Here is a 20,036-nt window from a genome sequence, read left to right on the forward strand (position 1 = left end):
ACTCTTGACCCAGCAGTGCCTTGATTTTCGGATAGGCGACCTCGAAAGGCAGACTTACCTAACCTCAAAAGATGTGAGGACAGCGCCGCTCTCCAGCTTGACGCTAGCCCGCCCCTCAGAGAGGTATGTCCCATGAACCAGCATGTCCAAACGCCCGCCGCCTCGGCCGACTTGCTGGCCACCACTGCCGGCCGGCGCTTCTCGACCATCATGGCCGACCCGCCATGGCGCTTCCAGAACTCGACCGGCAAGGTGGCGCCCGAGCATAAGCGGTTAAATCGCTACGGGACCATGACTCTTGATGACATCAAGGCCCTTCCGGTCTCAAGCGTCGCCGCTGACACGTCTCATCTCTACCTGTGGGTGCCGAACGCACTATTGCCTGAGGGGCTGGCAGTGATGGCGGCATGGGGATTCAAGTACAAGGCCAACGTAGTCTGGCATAAAATCCGCAAGGACGGCGGCTCCGACGGACGCGGAGTTGGCTTTTATTTCAGAAACGTCACCGAATTACTGCTGTTCGGCGTCATCGGCAAGAATGCCCGCACGCTGGCCCCGGGCCGCACCCAGGTCAACATGATTCAGACTCGCAAGCGAGAGCACTCACGCAAGCCTGACGAGCAGTATGGCCTCATCGAGTCGTGCTCGCCGGGTCCCTACCTAGAGATGTTCGGACGAGGCGTCCGCAAGGGTTGGACAACCTGGGGCAATCAGGCTGACGAGAGTTACGAGCCAACCTGGAAGACCTACGCTCACCACAGTCAGGTGGATCGCAGCCTATTCGACGTCATCGACGTATAGGGACGGCTTGATCGCGAAAGTCAGGATCGGGCAACCGCCACCACCTCCACCTTCGACGCGCGGCCACAGCTTCGTGTGGTGGGTTGTTGAGGCACCGTAGGATGCACCCTTACCGAGCTTCTGAAATATCTTCTGAAGCTCGGTTGAGCGGGTCACGACCACACCCACATCAATCGCACGTAAGTCGAACAGCAGGCGAAAGTTGTTGAGATCGCGATCGAAGAACGGATCTTTGTTGTTCCATTCGAGTTCGAGGGCGACGCGCCCCTTAAAACAATCGACTTTGTGTGTAGGGCTTTCGTAGGTCTGATCGTCGACCTTAATTGAGGTGTGGAACTGCTTCTCCTTCCATCCCAGGCCATAGAAGACTGTGTCGATGCCGCGCGAGATGGGTGAACGTGCTCCGCCGGGTGTCTCGATTTCAGATCGGAGCAGTCTGAAGGCCGAAAGCGTGTCAACGATCTCCTTCCACTCTTCCGGACAAGCCGTCGTCAAAACGCCCGTTGCATTCCGCCATTCGCGGACGTGATAGCCTTCCAACAACGACGGGGGAATCAGATGCTCAGTCGACATAACCCTTTATGAAGGGTGACAGCGCATTCGCCAAGCAAGGTCAAACTCGGCTTTGGGCCCTCCTAACGGTCCACTTGCTGGCCTGCCGTATCAACTTAGCGTCCGTGGACAAAGCTGATCCAGAGGAACGGTGAGCCAACGAACGCGAGTTGGCACAGCAAGGCAGGTTCCGGCATTCGAGCCGCCTTGCCCTCCCCCTGATCACCGTGGCGTCGGACGCCAACCGGGCGGGGCCAGCTCGAAGCCGTCGAACGAGAAGGCCGGGGCGACGATGCAGGAGACCAGGGTCCAGCGCCCGAGCGAGACCGCGCATTGCCAGTGATGGCGGGGCACGGCCGCTTGCAAATGCTGGTTCAGGCCGAGATCGGGACCGAGGGTATGGGCTTCGGCATCATGGCCGTTCGGGGAGGTCGTGAGGGACAAAGGCGCACCGGCCTGCCAGAACCAGAGTTCGTCGGCATCCACGCGGTGCCATTCGCTCAGTTCGTCCAGCCCGAGCAGGAACAGGATGGCCGTGGAAGCGCCCCGGCTGCCATCCGCAGGCGCATCGCGCCAGGTTTCGCGGAAATGGCCGCCTTCGGGATGCGGCAGCAGGCGGAGGGCGGCGATCACGTCGCGCGCCTCGAGCGTGGGGTCGCGCAGGTCGATCATCGGGAGACGCTCCGTCGCGGAAGAGGATGTTCTTTCTTGGAAGAAAGAACCAAAGAACTTTTGTCCGTTTGGCTCCGCATCATCCCGGTTCTCATCACCCAAACGGACAAAAGTCTTTTTGCTTCTTTTTCTTCAGAAAAAGAAGACCTTCATCAGAAGATCGCCATCCCGCCATGCACCGGATACAACGCGCCCGTTGTGTAGGAACTTTCATCGGCTGCGAGGTGCACATAGGCCGGTGCCAGTTCGGCCGGCTGGCCGGGGCGGCCCATGGCGGATTGTTCACCGAACTTCACGACGCTGTCCTCGCCCATGCCCGTGACGATGAACGGCGTCCAGACCGGGCCGGGCAGCACGGCGTTCACGCGGATGCCCTTCTCGGCCAGCATCTGCGACAGACCGACGGTGAAGTTGGCGATCGCGGCCTTGGTGGCGGAATAGGCCAGAAGGCTCGGCATCGGATGCTTCGAGTTCACGGAAGAACTGTTCACGATCGAAGCACCCGGCTGCATGTGCGGGACAGCGGCCTTGGTCACATAGAACATCGCATTGATGTTGACCTGGAACGTGCGGTCCCACTCCTCCTCGCTGATCTCGTCGAGCGTGGCACGCGTAGCCTGGAAGGCGGCGTTGTTGACCAGAACGTCGAGACGACCGAACCGCTCCACCGTCTTCGCGACGATGGCGCGTGACTGGGCCACCGTCGCGATGTCGCCCGGCAGCAGCAGACAGTCGCGACCTGCCTCGCGCACGAAACGCTCGGTATAGCGTGCGTCCTCGCTTTCCTCGTCGAGATAGGAGATCGCCACATCCGCGCCCTCGCGGGCATAGGCGATGGCGACGGCGCGTCCGATGCCGGAATCGCCACCCGTGATCAGCGCGACCTTTCCCGCAAGCTTGCCGGAGCCTTTGTAGGAGGTTTCGCCGGAATCAGGCTCCGGCTTCATTTTGCCGGACGAGCCCGGAAATTCCTGCGACTGCGCCTCGAAAGGCGGCTGGGGAAAGCGTGTGCGCGGATCTGTGGTCATGGCGTGCGCTCCATTCGGCCTGTGTCGGGCGCCGAACGGGGAACGGTGGCAGCGGTTCGATCGAGGCATGAAACCGTGATCGTGACGGATCGAGGCGAACCCCGGCCGGTTGCCCGGCCGGGACCCAACATCAGGCCGCCTTGTCGACGGCGCGACGCAGCGCCGGCAGCATGTCTTCCGGCTCGGGACGGCGCGTGTAGTCCGGGTTCACCTCGGCGTAGAGGATCGTGCCGTCCTGCGCGATCACGAAGCGGCCCGGCATCGGCAGCGTCCAGCTCGAATCGCCGTTGAAGCTCGGCAGATCGTTCTTCAGGGTCTTGTAGAGTTCGACCAGATAATCCGGCAGTTCGAAACGCAGACCGAACGCGGCGGCAACGTCGTTGTGCGGATCGGACAGAATCGGGAAGCCGAGCGCGTTCTGACGGACCGATTTGCGGCTGTTCACCGGGGTCTGAGGCGAGATCGCCACCAGATGCGCGCCCAGCGCTTCGAAGTCCGGCAGCGCGGCCTGAAGCGCCTGGAGTTCCATGTTGCAGTATGGGCACCAGACGCCGCGATAGAAGCTGATCAGCAAAGGTCCTTTCGCAAGCAGATCGGCTGAGGAAACGGGGTTGCCGTCCGGGTCGGTCAGGGTGAAGGCAGGAGCCTTATCGCCGGCCTTCAGCGCCCCGGCGGCGGCATTGCTGGCGATCAGCGCGTCCGTGGCGCGGTCCATCACCGCGATCACCTCGGCGGGCACGTTATAGGGCGGCTTGCCGGCGCGGAAGTCGGCCTTGAAGGCGTCGAGCTTGTTCTGCAGGGTCATGACGAGTCTTTCGTGTTGGACTGGGAAAACGGTGCGCATGCCGATTCTGTGCTCAGGCGGCGCGTTCGTGAAACGGGTAGTCGGTGTAGCCGCGCGCATCGCCGCCATAGAACGTCGCCCGGTCGTAGCCATTCAGCGCGAGGCCGAGACGCAGACGCTCCGGCAGATCCGGGTTGGCGATGAAGGCGCGCCCGAACGCCACCGCATCGGCGTCGCCCGTGTCGAGGATCGCCTCGGCGCTTTCCGCGTCGAAGCCGCCGGCGGCGATGATGGTGCCGGGAAAGAAGGCGCGCAGATGATGCGCAGCGACCGGCTCGGCCTGCGAGATCAGCTCCGTGCCCTTGATGCGCGGTTCGACGATGTGAAGATAGGCGATTCCCAAGGCATCGAGACGGGAGGCAGCATAACCGAAGGTCGTCTGCGGATCGCTGTCCGACATCGAGCCGTATGTGCCGCTAGGGCTGAGGCGCACGCCGACCCGGTCGGCACCGAACGCGTCGATCGCCGCTCCGGTGACCTCCAGCAGGAACCGCGCGCGGTTCTCCAGCGAACCGCCGTAATCGTCGGTACGGCGGTTGGTGCCGTCCTGCAGGAATTGATCCGGCAGATAGCCGTTCGCGCCATGGATCTCGACGCCGTCGAAACCGGCCCGCTTCGCACGCGCCGCCGCAGCGCCGAACTCCGAAACGATGGCCGGAATTTCCGAGCGCTCCAGCGCACGCGGCTCCGAGAACGGCACCGGGCCGTGCGTGGCGTAGGCATGGCCTTCCGCCGCGATCGCCGACGGGGCGACCGGCGCCTGCCGCCCCGGCTGCAGATCGGGATGAGACTGGCGGCCGACATGCCAGAGCTGCATCACGATCCGGCCGCCGCGTGCATGAACGGCATCGGTGATCGCGCGCCAGCCCTCGATCTGCGCATCATCGTAGATGCCCGGCGCACCCGCATAACCGTAGCCCTGGCGGGACACCGGAGTGGCTTCGGAGATGATCAGGCCGCCCGCGGAAGCGCGCTGCGTGTAGTATTCCAGCATCAGCGCGCTCGGGCGGTCGCCTGCATCCGAGCGCATGCGTGTCAGCGGCGCCATCACCACGCGGTGGCCGAGCGACAGGGCGCCGGCGGTGAACGGTGTGAAGAGTTTCGACATGGGTCTCCTCCCGGGGGCGCATCAGGCCGGCAAAGACCGGGTTCGACGATGGCGCTACCAAGAGATGCCCCTTCGCCCGACAAGACGGCAGCGCCCTTGTCGCGATAAGGTTTATTCCTGGGAGGAATGGGATGGACCGGTATCAGGCGATGGCCAGTTTCGTTCGCGTGGTGGAAACCGGCTCGTTCTCGGCGGCGGCGCGTCTGCTGAATGTGGGCCAGCCGGCGGTGTCGAAGACGATCGCGCAGCTGGAGAACCGGCTCCAGGTGAGCCTGCTGATCCGCTCGACGCACGGGCTGACGCCGACCGAGGCGGGACTGCGCTTTCTCGAACGGGCCAAGGCGGCGCTCCAGGAAGCGGACGAGGCGGAATTGGCCGCACGCGGCGCCGGGGCGGGGCTCACCGGCTGTCTGCGCGTATCGGCCGCCACCACCTTTGCGCGCCTGCACGTTGTGCCGCTGCTGCCGCGCTTCCTGTCCGAGCATCCCGGACTGGAGATCGACGTGATCCTCGACGACCGTGTGATCGATCTGGTGTCGGAAGGTGTCGACGTCTCGCTGCGTCTGGGCGCTCTACCGGATTCCAGCGCCGTGGCCCGCAGGATCGCGACCGGCGGACGTTCGGTTCTGGCGACGCCCGGCTACCTCGGGCGTGCCGGTGTGCCGCACAGCCCGGCCGACCTCGCAGGGCACGAGGCGGTGATCTACAGCCAGCTCCCCTCGCACTGGTCGTTCACGCGCAAAGGTGCGGAGGCTTCCGTCTCCGTGCGCGGCCGTGTGCGCGTGAGTGCGGCCGAAGGACTGCGCGCCGCGGTGCTGGCGGATATGGGGCTGACGATCGCCTCGGACTGGATGTTCGCGCCGGAGCTGGCGGACGGCGCGGTGCGGCGCGTTCTCCAGGACTGGGCGCTGCCGCCGATCGATCTCTGGGCGATGTTCCCGACCGGCCGCATGGCGAGCGCCAAGGCGCGCGCGTTCGCGCGCTTCGTGGAGGCGGCGATGGCGGGGAAGCTGGCCGGTCCGGCGTGAACAGGCGGCGGCGCGTTACGTCGGCGGCACCGCGATCGGACCGATGGTGCGCGCATAGGCGGCCAGCGTCTCGGTCTCGTGTTGTCCCGGTGCCGCCTGCAAGGCGCGGACGCGCGCGGCGGGCCGTTTCGACGCCTGGACGTGACGGAAGACGATGCTGGCGAGGAACAGCAGAAACGGTTTCTGCCAGATGCCGCCATGGCCGTCGATCACTTCAGGCGTGGCGCCGACCACCCAGAACGGATTGTTCTGCGCCGTTTCCGGCGGCGACAGGTTGAACGGATCGTCGCCGACAGGGCCGCCGAGGCGATGCGTGCGGAACGAGGGTACGAAGCCGATCGCGTGCGTCACGCACTCCTTTTCCAGCGCGCCGATGGTCGCCTCGGTCAGACCGTGCGCGACGTTCCCGACCGGAAACCAGGTGCCGACCGGCTGATCGTTTTCAGCCTGCGCGCAGATGAAGACGGGAAGCTGCGCGGTGGCGCGCTGCCGAAACGCGTTGCCGTCGACGAGATCATGGATGGGAAGATAGCGCGCGCCCTCGATCGCCGGATTCACCAGCAGCACCAGATCGGCGAAGCGCGGCACCAGTTCGCCCGCAGGAGCCGAAGCCGCCTCGATCAGCGACTGCGACAAAGCGGAATAAACGATCATGCCGCCGAAGCTGTGACCGGCGATGACCAGCAGCGGCGATCCCTGACGATCGAGGCGGTGGTTGCGATAATGGCGCAGCCTGCCGAACAGTTCGCGAGCGGAGCCTGTCGCGACGCGCTGGCCCGCTGCCTGCCGGCCCCAGAACGTCGCGTCGGCGATCGCCGGGCCGAGGCCGAATTCGGACAGACCGCGCCAGCCGACGAACACGCCGAGCACCGCGCGCGGCGTCGCGCCCGGCGCGGTCGTGGCGCGCTCATGCGCGACGGTTTCGCTAAGCAGCGTGCGGAAGGCGGAGAGATTGGGATCGTCCGTGCGCGCATCGTGCTGCCAGCCATGCACGAAGACGAGAAACACGACGTCGGTTTCCGCTTCCATCAGCGCTTCAATCGCGTTGGCGATGCCGTCCATCTGGCCGCGATCGTAGCAGCGTCCCTGATCGTCGAATTCGACGATCGCGAGCTGGTAGGGTGCGCCGGTCATAAAGCCGTGGAAGGTCTGGTGCTGCGCGTTCGGCATCGTGCCGATCGAGCGGACGGGCTCGATCGGCGCCAGACCTGTCAGCCCATCCTGCGGCGGTTGCAGCGTCATGGTCCTCGTCTCCCCTTGGCGAGCGTGGAGGTCACGATGAGCCGACCCAGGGGCCGGGTTCAAGGCCGGAGCGGCAGGCGGGTCACAAGGCAGGCAAGCGCTCTATCTGGCGGCGGCCTTGCGCGACAATGGCGGCGGCCGGATCGTCGGCAGCGAGCTCGAGCCGGGCAAGGCCGCGCGTGCGCGGAGACATCTGGAGGAAGCCGGTCTCGCCGACCTTGTGGAGATCCGCGAAGGCGACGCACTCGACACGCTGCGCGATGTCGGCGGCATGGTCGATCTGGCGCATATCGACGGGGCGTGGTCGCTTTATCTGCCGGTCCTGAAACTGATCGAGCCGCATCTGCGGCCGGGCGCGGCGATCCTGGCGGAGAACGGGTTCGCCCCGGACTATCTCCGCTATGTCCGGGACCCGGCCAATGGTTATGTCGCGCAGACCCTGCCGATCGACGAAGGGCGGGGCAACGAATTCGCGGTCAGGATCGCGTAGCGGGCTGGCGTCGGGTGGCCGGTGCGGTTCAGATGTGTCGGATCTGAAACGGAGCGCCGCACCATGACGACCGACGGGATGCCGACGAATCTTCTGGACGCCCTGCCCGATGCAGCGGCGGACGAGGCCTTCACCGAACTCGTCTCACGGCCGGGCTGTCGGATCGAGCGCATCGTGTCGCAGGGCCAGATCACGCCGGTCGACCGGCCCTATGTGCAGGCGCACGAGGAATGGGTGCTGCTGCTCGCCGGGGCGGCGCGGATCGCGATGGGGGGCCGGGAGATCGCGCTGCTTCCCGGCGACCATCTGCTGATTCCGGCGGGCGTGGAGCATCGCGTCACCTTCACCGATCCCGATCGGCCGACCGTCTGGCTCGCGATCCATATCGGGGAGGCGTGATCGATCGGATCGCCGAAGCCCCTGCGGCTGTGACCGTTTCAGCGGTCATCAAGAGGCGAGATATGGCGCACCCGAAGGGATTCGAACCCCTGACCTCTGCCTTCGGAGGGCAGCGCTCTATCCAGCTGAGCTACGGGTGCGGACGGGGTTGCATAGCCCGAACCGGGAGCGAGCGCCAGCCCCGATCGGGTTCAGCGACCGGCGAGACTGTCCAGGGCGCCTGGCAGAAAGAGCGGTGGCGCCGCGTCCCAGCCCTCCCCTGCCCGCCAGCCCGCCGCGGCGACGTCACCGCCGGACGGCAAAGGCCGGTCGGGCTCGAGCATGAAGGACACGATATCGCCGAGGGGCCGGTCGCGATTCCGGTCCCGCAGCAGCAGGTGGTAGCCGGACGGATAGAAGGACCTGCGCGCGCCGGGAGGCAGCGCATCCCAGGCGGACGCGGTGGCGCGGGGCGGAACGAGCTGGTCGTGACCGCCATAGGCGATCAGGATCCGGCCGGTCGCCCGCGACGCGTCGTCCTGTGCCCGGGTCATCAAATTCACCAGACCGCGCAGCGTCGCCGCCCGGGTTTCATGCACGGTGAGCGGGTCGTAGGCCAGCCGATACAACGCGTCGCGATTGTCCGTGGCCTGGATGCGCAACGGCAGATGGCGACCGGTCAGGTGCCAGTCCGGCGCGAAGGTCGCGGCCAGCCACAGGCTCGCGGTCAGGGTCGGGTTCATCTCCTTGCGGCTCCACACCGCCGGCGCCAGCAGGATGAACCCCGCCACCGGCGGCCGGTCGGGCGATGCGGCCAGGCAGAGCGCGATCGCGCCGCCCATGCTTTCGCCCATGACGAAGAGCGGCACGCCCGGCTCGCGCAACGCGATCTGCCGGACCAGTTCGGCAGCGTCCTGCACCATGCGGTCTGTGCCGGCCCAGCGGCCGCGATCCGGCGCGCCGCCGAAACCGCGCTGGTCGGGCGCGAACATGGTGATGCCCTGCGCGGCCAGGATCGGGGCCGGCAATTCCCAGGCGTCACGACTGTCGTTGAAGCCGTGCAGCGCCAGCACCACGGCCCGCTCCGGGCCGGTCGCGCGCCAGATCCGGGCCGGCAGACGCGCACCGTCGGACAGGGTGAACACCGTGTCGGGCGGCACCAGGCGGCGATCGGCGAGATGGGTCCGCGGCGGCGCCGGCGGCGGCGTGTGAGCGGCACAGGCGGACAGAAGCAGCAACGGAACCGGCAGCAGGCGGGCGGCACGAAGACCGGCGACAACCAGGCGGCGGAGGCGGCCCGGATCGACGATGGATCGGCCGGACACCGGCAAACGGAAACGGCTTCGCATGCGCAGGCGCTGTCTCTTTCCCCGGTAGAGGTTCCAAAGCGGACGGCTTGTGCGTATCATCCGCCCTCCCGTCCTGCCATCCTCGAGGCCAAAGAATGCCGTTCGGCGCCGCGCTTCCGAGCCCGCAACTGGGCCCTGAGGCCATCGAAACCATCACCGTCACCTCGCGCGTGCTCGCCTGCGACGGCGGCGCCGGGCCGCTCGGCCACCCGCGCGTCTGGCTGCGCATCGTCGGCGAACAGACCTTCTGTCCCTATTGTTCGCGGGTCTACGTGCTGGCGCCCGGCGCCGGCGAAGGCGACGATAGCGGCCATTGACCGACGACACACGGCCCCGGAGGGACGAGGTCCGGGTAGCGGAAGACGCCAAGGACGTGGATCGCGCGATCCGGTCGGTCGAAACCACGTCCGAGCGCGGGAACGCGCTCGCCGACACCCATCTGGTGCTGATCGACGGCTCCGGCTTCATCTTCCGCGCCTTTCACGCCCTGCCGCCGATGACGCGCCGCGACGGCACGCCCGTGAACGCCGTGTTCGGCTTCACCAACATGGTGGCGCGCTTCCTGCGCGAGCATGTCGGCACCCATCTCGCCGTGATCTTCGATGCCGGACGGGTGACGTTCCGCAACGAGATGTATGGCCAGTACAAGGCGCATCGTCCCGAACCGCCGCCTGAACTCGTGCCGCAATTCGCGCTGGTGCGCGAAGCGACCGCCGCCTTCGGCATTCCCGCGATCGAACTCGCCGGGTTCGAAGCGGACGATCTGATCGCCACCTACGCCACCCATGTCGCCGCCGCCGGCGGGCGCTGCACCGTGGTCTCGTCCGACAAGGATCTGATGCAGCTGATCCGGCCGGGCATCGACATGCTCGATCCGATCAAGCAGAAACCGATCGGCCTCGACGAGGTGCGCGAGCGTTTCGGCGTGGCACCGGACAAGGTGGTCGAGGTCCAGGCGCTGATGGGCGACAGCGTCGACAACGTTCCCGGCGTGCCCGGGATCGGCCCCAAGATCGCCTCCACGCTGGTCAACGAGTATGGCGATCTCGACGGCATCTATCGCGCGCTGCATGCCGGGCAGATGAAGCCGTCCAAGCGGCGCGACGCGCTGGAGGCGCATGAGAAGAACGCTCGCATCTCGCGCGATCTGGTGATCCTGCGCACCGATGCGCCGATGCCCCTGCCGGTGGAAGCGCTCGGCTTCACCACGCCGGACAGCACCGGTCTCGGCGTCTGGCTCGGCGGGATGGGCTTCAAATCGATCGCCCAGCGTTTGTCGATCGAGGCGGTGGAACCGGAAGCGACCGCCTCATCCGTCGCGACGCCGACGGACGGCACGTCCGACCTGATCCCCAAACACGATGCCCCGTTCGCGGATTATCTCTGCGTCACCAACGAGGCCGAGCTGGAAAGCTGGGTCGCGGAGGCGCGCACGGCCGGTTTGTGTGCGGTGGATACCGAAACCGACGGACTCGACCCGCGCCGGGCCAGTCTCGTCGGCTTCTCGCTCGCCACCCAACCGGGTCATGCCTGCTACGTGCCGCTGCGCCACGAGGGGGATCTGGAGTACCCGACCGGGCCGCAGATCGACACCGCGCGCGCCCTGGAGATCCTGGCACCGCTTCTGGAAGATCCCGGCACGCTCAAGGTGTTCCAGAACGCCAAGTTCGATCTGGCCGTGCTGGAGCGTGCGCGGGCCGGCCTGCGTATCGGGCCGATCGACGACACCATGCTGATCTCCTACGCCCAGGCGACGGGGCTGCATGGGCACGGCATGGACGAGCTGAGCGCACGCCATCTCGGCCACACGCCGATCACCTACGACCAGGTCACGGGCACCGGACGCAACCGCATCCCGTTCGCGCGCGTGCCTTTGCCGAAAGCCACCGACTACGCCGCCGAAGATGCGGATGTGACGCTTCGGCTCTGGCGCATTCTCCACCCGACGCTGCGCACCAACCACTCGCTTGCGCTCTACGAGCAACTCGAGCGACCGCTGATCCGTGTCCTGCACGACATGGAAAACGCCGGGATCGCCGTGGACGAAGCCGAGTTGCGCCGCATGTCGGCCGATTTCGGCGCGCGCATGGCGGTGATGGAAACCGAGATCCATGCCCTGGCCGGGCGCAGCTTCAATCTCGGCTCGCCGAAGCAGCTCGGCGAGATCCTGTTCGACGAGATGAAGCTCTCCGGCGGCAAGCGTTTGAAAACCGGCGCCTGGAGCACGGACTCGGCGATGCTCGAATCGTTGGCCGACCAGGGCAGCGAACTTCCCAAACGCATCCTGGAGTGGCGCCAGCTCGCCAAGCTGAAATCCACCTACGCCGACGCGCTGGTGCAGGAGATCAATCCCGACACCAAACGCGTGCACACCTCGTTCCAGATGGCGATCACCGCCACCGGGCGTCTGTCTTCCAACGAGCCCAATCTGCAGAACATCCCGATCCGCACGGAGGAAGGCGGGCGCATCCGGCGCGCCTTCGTGGCGAAGCCTGGCCATCTGCTGCTCTCGGCGGATTATTCCCAGATCGAGCTGCGCCTGCTCGCGCATGTCGCCGATATCCCTGCCCTGCGCGAAGCTTTCGCGGAAGGCCAGGACATCCATGCCCGCACCGCGTCGGAGGTGTTCAACATCCCGATGGAAGGGATGGACAGCCTGACGCGTCGCCGCGCCAAGGCAATCAATTTCGGCATCATCTACGGAATCTCCGCCTACGGTCTGGCGAAACAGCTTTCGATCCCGCCCGGCGAGGCACGCGCCTATATCGACGCCTATTTCGCACGCTATCCGGGCATTCGCGATTTCATGGACCGCACCCGGGACGAGGCGAAGGCGAACGGCTACGTGCTGACGCCGTTCGGCCGCCGTTGCTGGATTTCCGGCATCGACGACAAGAACGGCGCCCGTCGCGGCTATGCCGAACGACAGGCCAGCAACGCGCCGTTGCAGGGAGGCGCCGCCGACATCATTAAGCGCGCCATGGTGCGTCTGCCGTCGGCGATGCGGAAGGCCGGGCTCGAAGCGCGCATGCTGCTGCAGGTGCATGACGAATTGCTGTTCGAGGCGCCGGAAGCGGAAGCGGAAACGCTGGCGGCCCTGGTGCGCGACGTGATGCAGAACGCGGCCGTGCTGCGCGTGCCGCTGGTGGTGGAAACGGGGATCGGCCGCAGCTGGGCGGAGGCGCATTGAGCCCCCTGCTGCGTCAACTGCTTCCGGCGGCGCTGCTGGCCACCGCCGCCGCCGCCCCGGCCCCCCTGCCCCCGCCGGTTCCGGTCGCCGAAGCGCCGGCACCGAAGACCCGCGCGCCGGATTCCACCGATCTGCCGCCCTATGTCTCGCCGGACGGGGAAACCAAAGGCAGCCCGCATCGCGGCGGCACGCTGCGTCTGACCGCCGATGCCGGCGCCGGCACCGCCGATCCGCAGATCAACTACATCTCCGAGATGTTCCAGGTGCAGGTCGTCGTCTATGACGGCCTCACCGCATTCTCGAAACATCCCGGCGATGCCAGCAACGTTCCGGTGGCCGATCTCGCCGAGGCGCTGCCGCCGCCGGAAGACGGCGGCCTGACCTACACCTTCCACCTGCGTCCCGGCATCCGTTTTTCCAACGGGCATGTGCTCGACGTGAACGATGTCGTGGCCAGCTTCCAGCGCATCTTCAAGGTGAATTCGCCCACCGCCGGCGGCTTCTACGGCGGCATCGTCGGCGCGGCGGCATGTCTCAAGGACGGCGCGCATTGCACCCTGGCCGGCGGGGTGGTCGGCGACGAGCGCGCCGGGACCGTCACGTTCCACCTGACCCATCCGGATGCCGAGTTCTTTGACAAGCTCGCCTTCGCGCACGCCTATATCCTGCCGGCCGACACCGCGCCGCATGATCTCGGCAACACCGCGCCGCCCGGCACCGGCCCCTACCGGATCGTGTCCTACGATCCGAACCGGCAGATGGTCGTGGAGCGGAACCCGTTCTTCCATGTCTGGTCGGCGGAAGCGCAACCGGACGGCTACGTGGACCGGATGGTGTATTCGTTCGGGCTCAGCGACGAGGCGGAAACCACCGCCACCATCAACGGCGATTTCGACTACATGTATGACAACGTGCCGCTGGATCGCTACGGCGAGCTGGGCGACACGGTGCCGGACCAGGTGCACATCAATCCGGTCTACGCGACCTACTACCTGCCGCTGAACGTTCATCTGCCGCCCTTCAACAACCTGAAGGCGCGTCTGGCGGTCAACTACGCGGTGAACCGGCGCGCGATGCAGACTTTCATGGGCGGTCCGGCCGTGGCGGATATCCTGTGCCAGACCGTGCCCAAGGGTCTGCCGGGCTACGAACCGTTCTGCCCCTACACCAAGGGCGCCGACTTCCAGCATCCGGCCAAGCAATGGTCCGCGCCCGATCTCGCCCTGGCGAAGAAGCTGGTGGAGGAAAGCGGCACCAAGGGCATGCACGTGACACTGGTGGTGCCGAACCGCGCGGTGGAGATTGCGATGGGCACCGATCTGCAAAACACGCTGCGCCGGATCGGCTACGATGCCGACGTGAAGCCGATCGCGTTCGCGATCCAGTTCACCTACATCCAGAACACCAACAACAATGTGCAGATCAGCATCAACAACTGGTATGCCGATTATGCCGAGCCTTCGGATTTCCTGACCGCCCTTTATGGCTGCGAGAATTTCCATCCCGGCTCGGATTCCTCGCCGAACGTTTCCGGCTTCTGCGATCCGACCTTCCAGGATCTGATCCATCGCGCCGCCCTGGTATCCGTCACCGACAAGGCGGCCGGAAACAAGCTCTGGGCGGAAGCCGATCGCCGCCTGGCCGAGGAAGCACCCACCGTGCCGCTGTTCCAGTTCCGAAAGATCGAGCTGGTGTCGAAACGTCTGGGCAATTTCTACACCACCAATCTCTACCACCTTCTGTTCTCGCAGGCCTGGGTGAAATGAACGCCACACCGCGGACGCGCGGGCCCTGGGCCGTCGCACTGCGCAGCCTGTCGCGCATGCCGAGCGCCATCGCCGCCGCCTCCGTCCTGCTTCTGCTGGTCATCCTCTCGGCCGGCGCGCCGTTCTATGCGTCGCACATCGCCCATACCGACCCGTTTGAAAGCGACGTCGCCGGCACGGTCACGCTGCACGGCCAGGAGATCCCGGTGATGCAGCCGAACAACAACCGGCTGCATCTGGGCCTGACGCCGATCGGCCCGACCTGGAACCCCGGCGCCGATCTGCTCGGTGCCGACAGCCAAGGGCGCGACGTCGCCGCGCGCCTGCTCTATGGCGGCAGGAACTCTCTACTGATCTCGTTCTCGGCCGCGCTGCTCTGCATCGTTCTTGCCGCCAGCGTCGGGATCTGCGCCGGCTTCTTCGGCGGCATCGTCGATACGCTGTTGTCGCGCATGATGGACATCATGTGGGCGATCCCGGTCTATCTGTTCGCGATCTCGCTTTCCATCGTCACGGTGAGCCACGGTTTGCGGTTGGGTCCGATCACCATCCGCTCCGACAGCCTCGTCCTGCCGATCTGCATCATCGCCCTCGTCTACGTGCCCTATGCCGCGCGCCCGATCCGCGGACGGGTGATGAGCCTGCGGCAATCGGAATTCGTGCTGGCCGCACGATGCCTGGGTGCGTCGCGACGGCGCATCCTTCTGTGTGATATCCTGCCCAACGTGTCCACCACGCTGATCGTGCTGGCGCCTCTGGTGATGGCGCTGGCGCTGCTGGCGGAAAGCGCACTCTCCTTCCTGAGCATCGGTGTGCAGGCGCCGGCGGCCAGCTGGGGCACCATCATCCAGGACGGGCAAGGACTGATCTACACGCGCCCCTGGGTGGCGATCGCCCCCGGCCTTGCCATCGTCGTCACCGTTCTGGCGCTCAACGTTCTCGGCGATGCGCTGCGCGACGCGCTCGACGTGCGCGAAACCAGCCGGCGGAGCGGGGCATGATCGGCGCGGTACTCCGACGCCTCGGGCAGACCGCGCTCGTGCTGTTCGGCATCAGCGTGCTCGTGTTTCTGGTGTTCTTCGCCACCCCCGGCGCCGATCCCACCGCGCGCATCGCCGGACGCAACGCTAGCCCGGAGACCGTGGCCGCGATCCGGCATCAGTATGGTTTCGATCAGCCCCTGCCGATCCAGTATCTGCACATGATGGACCGGTTGTTCATCACGCGCGACCTCGCCTCCTATGTCGATCACGGCGAGAAGGTGGTGCCCGAGGTCGCGCGCGCCGCGCCCGTGACGCTGTCGCTGGTGGGTGGCGCCGCGGTGATCTGGGTGACGGTGTCGATCCTGATCGGCACGATCGCCGCCGCGACGCGCGGTTCGGTGCTGGACCGCGCGCTGATGATGGCCGGGCTGGTCGGCATCTCGATACCCGTGTTCTGGCTCGGCGAAGTCGCCAATCTCATCACCCAGAGCCGCTTCCATACCAGCTGGATGTTCTCCTGGGTGCCGCCGCTCGGCTACGTGCCGCTGCGCGACGGGCTTTGGGCCTGGGCGTCGCATCTGATCATTCCCTGGTGCACGCTGGCGGTTCTGTTCATCGGTCTCTACGGACGCGTGCTGCGCGCCGATCTCGTCGCGTCCTCCGGCGAGGATTTCATGCGCACGGCGCGCGCCAAGGGGCTCAGCGAAACGCGCGTGATGCTGTTCCATGGTCTGCGCACCTCGATGATCACCTTCGTGTCCCTGTTCGGGCTCGACTTCGCCCAGCTCGTTGGCGGCGGCGCGCTGCTCACCGAGGTGGTGTTCGGCCTCGGCGGCGTCGGACGACTTACCTATCAGGGCCTGGTGAATCTCGATCTGCCCCTGATCATGGCGACGGTGATGTATTCGGCGGTGTTCGTGGTAGTGGCGAACGCCGTGGTCGATCTGTTCTATCTTCTGCTTGATCCGAGGGTGCGCGATGGACGCTGAAACGCCCCTGCTGTCGGTCGAGAACCTGACGATCGCCCTGCCCGCCGGGCGTGGCCGCATGGTGAACATCGTCGAGAACGTGTCGTTCCGGCTCGGCGGCGCCGAGATCATGGGTCTGGTGGGCGAGAGCGGTTCCGGCAAGAGCATGAGCGCGCTCGCGATCATGGGACTGATCGATGCGCCCGGCGCCAGGATCGCCGGTTCGATCCGGTTCCGCGGACGGGAACTGCTCGGACTCGATCGCCGCAGCCTGCGCGCCCTGCGCGGCGCGGAGATCGCCATGATCTTCCAGGACCCGATGACGGCGCTCACCCCGGTGCATACGGTTGGCTGGCAGATCGACGAACAGTTGCGCGCGCATCAGCCGCTGTCGCGTGCCGGCGCGCGGGCGCGCACGGTGGAACTGCTGGGCGAGATGGGCGTGCCCGATCCGAGACGCGCCGCCGATCGCTATCCGCATCAGCTGTCCGGCGGTCTGCGTCAGCGCGCGATGATCGCCATGGCGCTGAGTTGCAACCCGTCCCTGCTGATCGCCGACGAGCCGACCACGGCGCTCGACGTCACCGTGCAGGCGCAGATTCTCGATCTTCTCCGTCGCCTGCGTCGGGATTTCGGCTCGTCGATCCTGCTGATCACCCACGATATGGGCGTGGTGGCGGAAACCTGCGACCGCACCACCGTGCTTTATTCCGGCAACGTCGCAGAGCACGGCCCGACCGAGGCGCTGTTCCGCCGGCCGGCCCATCCCTACACGGCGGCGCTGCTGGACAGCATTCCGCCTCTGCGCGGCGTGCGCCCCCGGCGCCTGCCCTCCATTCCCGGCGCACCGCCGGCACCGTCCGCGCGCCCTGTCGGCTGTCCGTTCCAGCCGCGCTGCGGTTACCGCCACGGATCCTGCGAAACGCGCCCGCCTTTGATGGCGCTCGGTTCGCAACAGGTCGCCTGCGTGTTGCCGGCTGAAGGACGCGCCTTGCCTGCGCGCACGGTCTCCGCAGCATGAGCACGCTTCTGGAAACACGCGCGCTTGCCAAGCATTATCGCATCGGCTCGGCCCTGCGCGGTTATCGCACCTTGCGCGCGGTGGACGGCATCAGCCTCAGCGTCGAACGCGGCGAGATCCTCGGCCTGGTGGGCGAAAGCGGCTGCGGCAAATCGACGCTCGGACGCTGCATGCTGCGCCTGACCGAGATCACCGACGGACAGATCCTGTTCGACGGACGCGACATCTCGCGAGACAGCGACAAACAGCTCCGCCCGCTGCGTCCGCGCATGCAGATGGTGTTCCAGGACAGCTACGCCTCGCTCAATCCGCGCCGGCGCGTCGGCGATCTGATCGCGGAGCCGCTGCGGATACACGCGCACCCCGACGGCACGCGGCGTACCGAAACCGAGATCGCCGAGCGTCTTGCCACGCTGGCTCATCTGGTCGGCCTGCCCGAGACGGCGCTGCAACGCTACCCGCACGAATTCTCCGGCGGACAGCGCCAGCGGATCAACATCGCGCGTGCGCTGGCGCTCTCGCCGGAACTGATCGTCGCGGACGAACCGGTCTCGGCGCTCGACGTGTCGATCCAGGCGCAGATCGTGAACCTGTTCATGGATCTCCAGGAATCGCTCGGTCTCACCTACGTCTTCGTCGCGCACGACCTCAGCGTGGTGCGTCAGATCGCGACCCGTGTGGCGGTGATGTATCTGGGCGCGGTGGTGGAGATCGGGCCGGCCGACACGGTTCTGCACGCCCCCGCGCATCCCTACACGGCGGCGCTGATTTCCGCGGTGCCGGAACCGGTGGTGGGCGACACGGCGCGCCGGATCACGCTCGCGGTCGACGTACCGAGCCCGGTCTCGCCACCGAGCGGTTGCCGGTTCCACACGCGATGCCCATCCGCCGCGGCCCTATGCAGCACGATGGCACCGATCCTGCGCGATCTGGGACAAGGGCGGGAAGCGGCCTGCCACTTCCCGCTGCGCGGCTGAACCGCGCGCACAAACGAAAAATCCCGGGCGCGAGGCCCGGGATCGTTCGCGAAGACGCCGATCTTACTTGTTGTATTCGTAGGCCGGCAGCCTGGTCAGGCTTTCCTTGGTGGCGCCGGCCAGAACCAGATGGCCTTCCTTGTTGATCTTCAGCTTGGAGAACGGCACCTCGACCAGCTTGGAGCCGATGCCCAGGAAGCCGCCGACCGACAGAACCGCGTCGGTGGTCTTGCCATGCTGCGTGCCGATCAGCAGGTCGTCCACGCTGCCGATCGACGTATCCTGGCTGTTGTAGACGTCCGAACCGACGATCTTGGAAGACCGCAGATAGCCGTCCGTCGTCACCTTGCTGGTGTCGCTGTTGGTGGCGTTGGTCTTCTCGGTGGCGCTGGTGCCGTTGGGCGCAGTCGCCGCACCGTTGCCGGTGGTCTGGGCCAGGGCCGGACCAGCCAGCAGGGCGAGAACGGCGGCGGCGCCAAGAGACTTGGTGATGCGCATGGGAAACTGTCCTTCCATATGACCGTCACGTCCCGGACGATCTTGCACCGGACAACAGCGCAGGCGGCATGCTGGTTTCGCTGCCACAACAACACCTCATACGTGGCAGGATTGCCTTGATCGCACGCAACCCGTGCGAAACGGCGCGTCAGCCGACGGCGAAGCCGGCTTTCCGCAACCGCACCACGGCGGTATCCAGCGCGCTCAGAAAGGCGGAACGGTCCTTGGGTCCGAACGGCTTCGGGCCGCCGGTGATCTGCCCGGACGACCGCAACTCGTCCATCAGATTGCGCGTGGCGAGGCTCATGCCGATGGAATCTTCGTCGAACAGGCGGCCGGTCGGTGCCAGAACCGTGGCGCCGGTCTTCACGCAGCGCGCCGCGAGCGGCACGTCGGAGGTGATGACGATGTCGCCGCGCACGGCTCGCTCGGCGATCCAGTTGTCCGCCACGTCCGGCCCCGCCTCCACCACCACCCGCTCGATCAGCGTGGAGGGCGGCACCGCGATCAGGCTGTTCGAGACGACGAAGCAGTGCAGTCTGTAGCGGTCGGCGACACGAAAGATCTCCGCCTTCACCGGGCAGGCATCGGCGTCCACGAAAACGCGGACGCGGGCAGGCGCGTTCATCGGCCCGGCAAAGCCTCGATCACCGCCTGCACGGTCTGCTCGATATCGCCGTTCGCCGCCACACGGATCACCTGCTCGTCGCTGCCCGGCACTTCGAGCGTGCGAAGCTGCGTCGGCAGCAGGCTGCTCGGCATGTAGTGGTTGGAACGATGCGCCAAACGATCGGCGATCACCGCTTCCGGAACTTCGAGATACACGAACCAGACTTCCGGAAAGCCCTGCGACAGCGTTTCGCGATAGGAGCGCTTGAGCGCGGAACAGGTCAGGATGCCGGGTTCACCGCGCTCGTGCAGATCGGCGATCCAGCGCGCGCAAGAGGCAAGCCACGGCGCACGATCGGCATCGTCGAGGGGAATGCCGGCGGACATCTTGGCGACGTTGGCGGCGGAATGCAGCGCGTCGCCTTCCTGGAATACCCAGCCGAGTTTCTTGTGCAGCCCTTCCGCCATGGTGGACTTGCCGCAACCCGACACGCCCATGATGACCAGAATGCTCGGTGCACGATCCATAGAA

General features: G+C 66.4%; 20 protein-coding genes, 1 tRNA gene and 1 pseudogene. 11 read left to right on the forward strand and 11 right to left on the reverse strand.

Translation table 11 applies throughout. From position 1 onward, the window contains the following. Positions 1–132: 132 nt before the first annotated feature. On the forward strand, positions 133–801 hold the full coding sequence (locus tag ACZ5BM_RS05710) for an MT-A70 family methyltransferase (RefSeq protein ID WP_498910483.1): 669 nt from the start codon (positions 133–135) through the stop codon (positions 799–801). Here ACZ5BM_RS05710 and ACZ5BM_RS05715 read toward each other — a convergent pair. The 5 genes from ACZ5BM_RS05715 to ACZ5BM_RS05735 form a co-directional block, all read right to left on the reverse strand. Next, entirely contained in the window at positions 778–1,374 is a 597-nt protein-coding gene (locus ACZ5BM_RS05715) for a BglII/BstYI family type II restriction endonuclease (protein WP_498910485.1), read from the reverse strand. The genes ACZ5BM_RS05710 and ACZ5BM_RS05715 overlap by 24 nt on opposite strands. A gap of 201 nt (positions 1,375–1,575) precedes the next feature. Continuing rightward, entirely contained in the window at positions 1,576–2,025 is a 450-nt protein-coding gene (locus ACZ5BM_RS05720) for a cupin domain-containing protein (protein WP_498910487.1), read from the reverse strand. A gap of 152 nt (positions 2,026–2,177) precedes the next feature. After that, on the reverse strand, positions 2,178–3,053 hold the full coding sequence (locus tag ACZ5BM_RS05725; RefSeq protein WP_498910488.1) for a Rossmann-fold NAD(P)-binding domain-containing protein: 876 nt from the start codon (positions 3,051–3,053) through the stop codon (positions 2,178–2,180). Between the two features lie 130 nt (positions 3,054–3,183). Then, entirely contained in the window at positions 3,184–3,858 is a 675-nt protein-coding gene (locus ACZ5BM_RS05730) for a peroxiredoxin-like family protein (RefSeq protein WP_498910490.1), read from the reverse strand. A 52-nt stretch (positions 3,859–3,910) separates the two neighbouring features. Then, positions 3,911–5,005: an alkene reductase gene (locus tag ACZ5BM_RS05735; protein ID WP_498910492.1), complete on the reverse strand. Its 1,095-nt coding sequence runs from the start codon at positions 5,003–5,005 to the stop codon at positions 3,911–3,913. Between the two features lie 131 nt (positions 5,006–5,136). Here ACZ5BM_RS05735 and ACZ5BM_RS05740 point away from each other — a divergent pair, with 131 nt between their 5' ends. After that, complete coding sequence (locus ACZ5BM_RS05740; protein ID WP_498910493.1) at positions 5,137–6,033, forward strand: LysR family transcriptional regulator; 897 nt, start codon at positions 5,137–5,139, stop codon at positions 6,031–6,033. Between the two features lie 15 nt (positions 6,034–6,048). Here the strand turns inward: ACZ5BM_RS05740 and ACZ5BM_RS05745 are convergent, their stop codons facing one another. Next, on the reverse strand, positions 6,049–7,275 hold the full coding sequence (locus ACZ5BM_RS05745) for a hypothetical protein (RefSeq protein ID WP_498910495.1): 1,227 nt from the start codon (positions 7,273–7,275) through the stop codon (positions 6,049–6,051). An 88-nt stretch (positions 7,276–7,363) separates the two neighbouring features. Here ACZ5BM_RS05745 and ACZ5BM_RS05750 point away from each other — a divergent pair. After that, positions 7,364–7,765 (forward strand): annotated as a pseudogene (locus ACZ5BM_RS05750) (O-methyltransferase); the annotation flags it as partial. Positions 7,766–7,828: 63 nt separating this feature from the next. Then, on the forward strand, positions 7,829–8,164 hold the full coding sequence (locus tag ACZ5BM_RS05755; RefSeq protein WP_498910496.1) for a cupin domain-containing protein: 336 nt from the start codon (positions 7,829–7,831) through the stop codon (positions 8,162–8,164). A 63-nt stretch (positions 8,165–8,227) separates the two neighbouring features. Here the strand turns inward: ACZ5BM_RS05755 and ACZ5BM_RS05760 are convergent. Continuing rightward, positions 8,228–8,304 (reverse strand) — tRNA-Arg (locus ACZ5BM_RS05760). Positions 8,305–8,355: 51 nt separating this feature from the next. Then, a complete protein-coding gene (locus tag ACZ5BM_RS05765; RefSeq protein WP_498910498.1) occupies positions 8,356–9,492 on the reverse strand; it encodes an alpha/beta fold hydrolase domain-containing protein in 1,137 nt (378 codons plus the stop codon). A gap of 95 nt (positions 9,493–9,587) precedes the next feature. On the opposite strand from ACZ5BM_RS05765, the gene ACZ5BM_RS05770 reads away from it, so the two are divergent. The 7 genes from ACZ5BM_RS05770 to ACZ5BM_RS05800 all read left to right on the forward strand — a co-directional run bounded on the left by ACZ5BM_RS05770 (position 9,588) and on the right by ACZ5BM_RS05800 (position 18,397). Continuing rightward, positions 9,588–9,809 carry a zinc-finger domain-containing protein gene (locus ACZ5BM_RS05770; RefSeq protein WP_498910500.1) on the forward strand — a complete coding sequence of 74 codons (222 nt, stop codon included), beginning with the start codon at positions 9,588–9,590 and terminating at the stop codon, positions 9,807–9,809. A 68-nt stretch (positions 9,810–9,877) separates the two neighbouring features. After that, a complete protein-coding gene (gene polA / locus ACZ5BM_RS05775) occupies positions 9,878–12,682 on the forward strand; it encodes a DNA polymerase I (protein WP_498911510.1) in 2,805 nt (934 codons plus the stop codon). Beyond that, entirely contained in the window at positions 12,679–14,448 is a 1,770-nt protein-coding gene (locus ACZ5BM_RS05780; RefSeq protein ID WP_498910502.1) for an ABC transporter substrate-binding protein, read from the forward strand. The genes polA and ACZ5BM_RS05780 overlap by 4 nt, the downstream gene beginning before the upstream one ends. After that, positions 14,445–15,449, forward strand: a complete 1,005-nt coding sequence (locus ACZ5BM_RS05785) for an ABC transporter permease (protein ID WP_498910504.1) — start codon at positions 14,445–14,447, stop codon at positions 15,447–15,449. Before ACZ5BM_RS05780 ends, ACZ5BM_RS05785 begins: the two co-directional genes overlap by 4 nt. Further along, complete coding sequence (locus ACZ5BM_RS05790; RefSeq protein WP_498910506.1) at positions 15,446–16,420, forward strand: ABC transporter permease; 975 nt, start codon at positions 15,446–15,448, stop codon at positions 16,418–16,420. The genes ACZ5BM_RS05785 and ACZ5BM_RS05790 overlap by 4 nt, the downstream gene beginning before the upstream one ends. Further along, positions 16,410–17,420: an ABC transporter ATP-binding protein gene (locus tag ACZ5BM_RS05795; RefSeq protein ID WP_498910508.1), complete on the forward strand. Its 1,011-nt coding sequence runs from the start codon at positions 16,410–16,412 to the stop codon at positions 17,418–17,420. The genes ACZ5BM_RS05790 and ACZ5BM_RS05795 overlap by 11 nt, the downstream gene beginning before the upstream one ends. Further along, entirely contained in the window at positions 17,417–18,397 is a 981-nt protein-coding gene (locus ACZ5BM_RS05800) for an ABC transporter ATP-binding protein (RefSeq protein WP_498910510.1), read from the forward strand. The genes ACZ5BM_RS05795 and ACZ5BM_RS05800 overlap by 4 nt, the downstream gene beginning before the upstream one ends. A gap of 63 nt (positions 18,398–18,460) precedes the next feature. Here the strand turns inward: ACZ5BM_RS05800 and ACZ5BM_RS05805 are convergent, their stop codons facing one another. The 3 genes from ACZ5BM_RS05805 to ACZ5BM_RS05815 all read right to left on the reverse strand — a co-directional run bounded on the left by ACZ5BM_RS05805 (position 18,461) and on the right by ACZ5BM_RS05815 (position 20,032). Further along, the gene (locus ACZ5BM_RS05805; RefSeq protein ID WP_498910512.1) at positions 18,461–18,895 is read right to left on the reverse strand and encodes a PRC-barrel domain-containing protein; all 435 of its coding nucleotides are present in this window, start codon (positions 18,893–18,895) and stop codon (positions 18,461–18,463) included. A 148-nt stretch (positions 18,896–19,043) separates the two neighbouring features. Then, positions 19,044–19,523 (reverse strand): YaiI/YqxD family protein, encoded by a 480-nt coding sequence (locus tag ACZ5BM_RS05810; protein WP_498910514.1) that lies wholly within the window; start codon positions 19,521–19,523, stop codon positions 19,044–19,046. Continuing rightward, on the reverse strand, positions 19,520–20,032 hold the full coding sequence (locus tag ACZ5BM_RS05815) for a gluconokinase (RefSeq protein ID WP_498910516.1): 513 nt from the start codon (positions 20,030–20,032) through the stop codon (positions 19,520–19,522). The genes ACZ5BM_RS05810 and ACZ5BM_RS05815 overlap by 4 nt, the downstream gene beginning before the upstream one ends. Between the last annotated feature and the right edge of the window lie 4 nt (positions 20,033–20,036).

The organism is Lichenicola sp. GTC18331 (genome assembly GCF_055386855.1).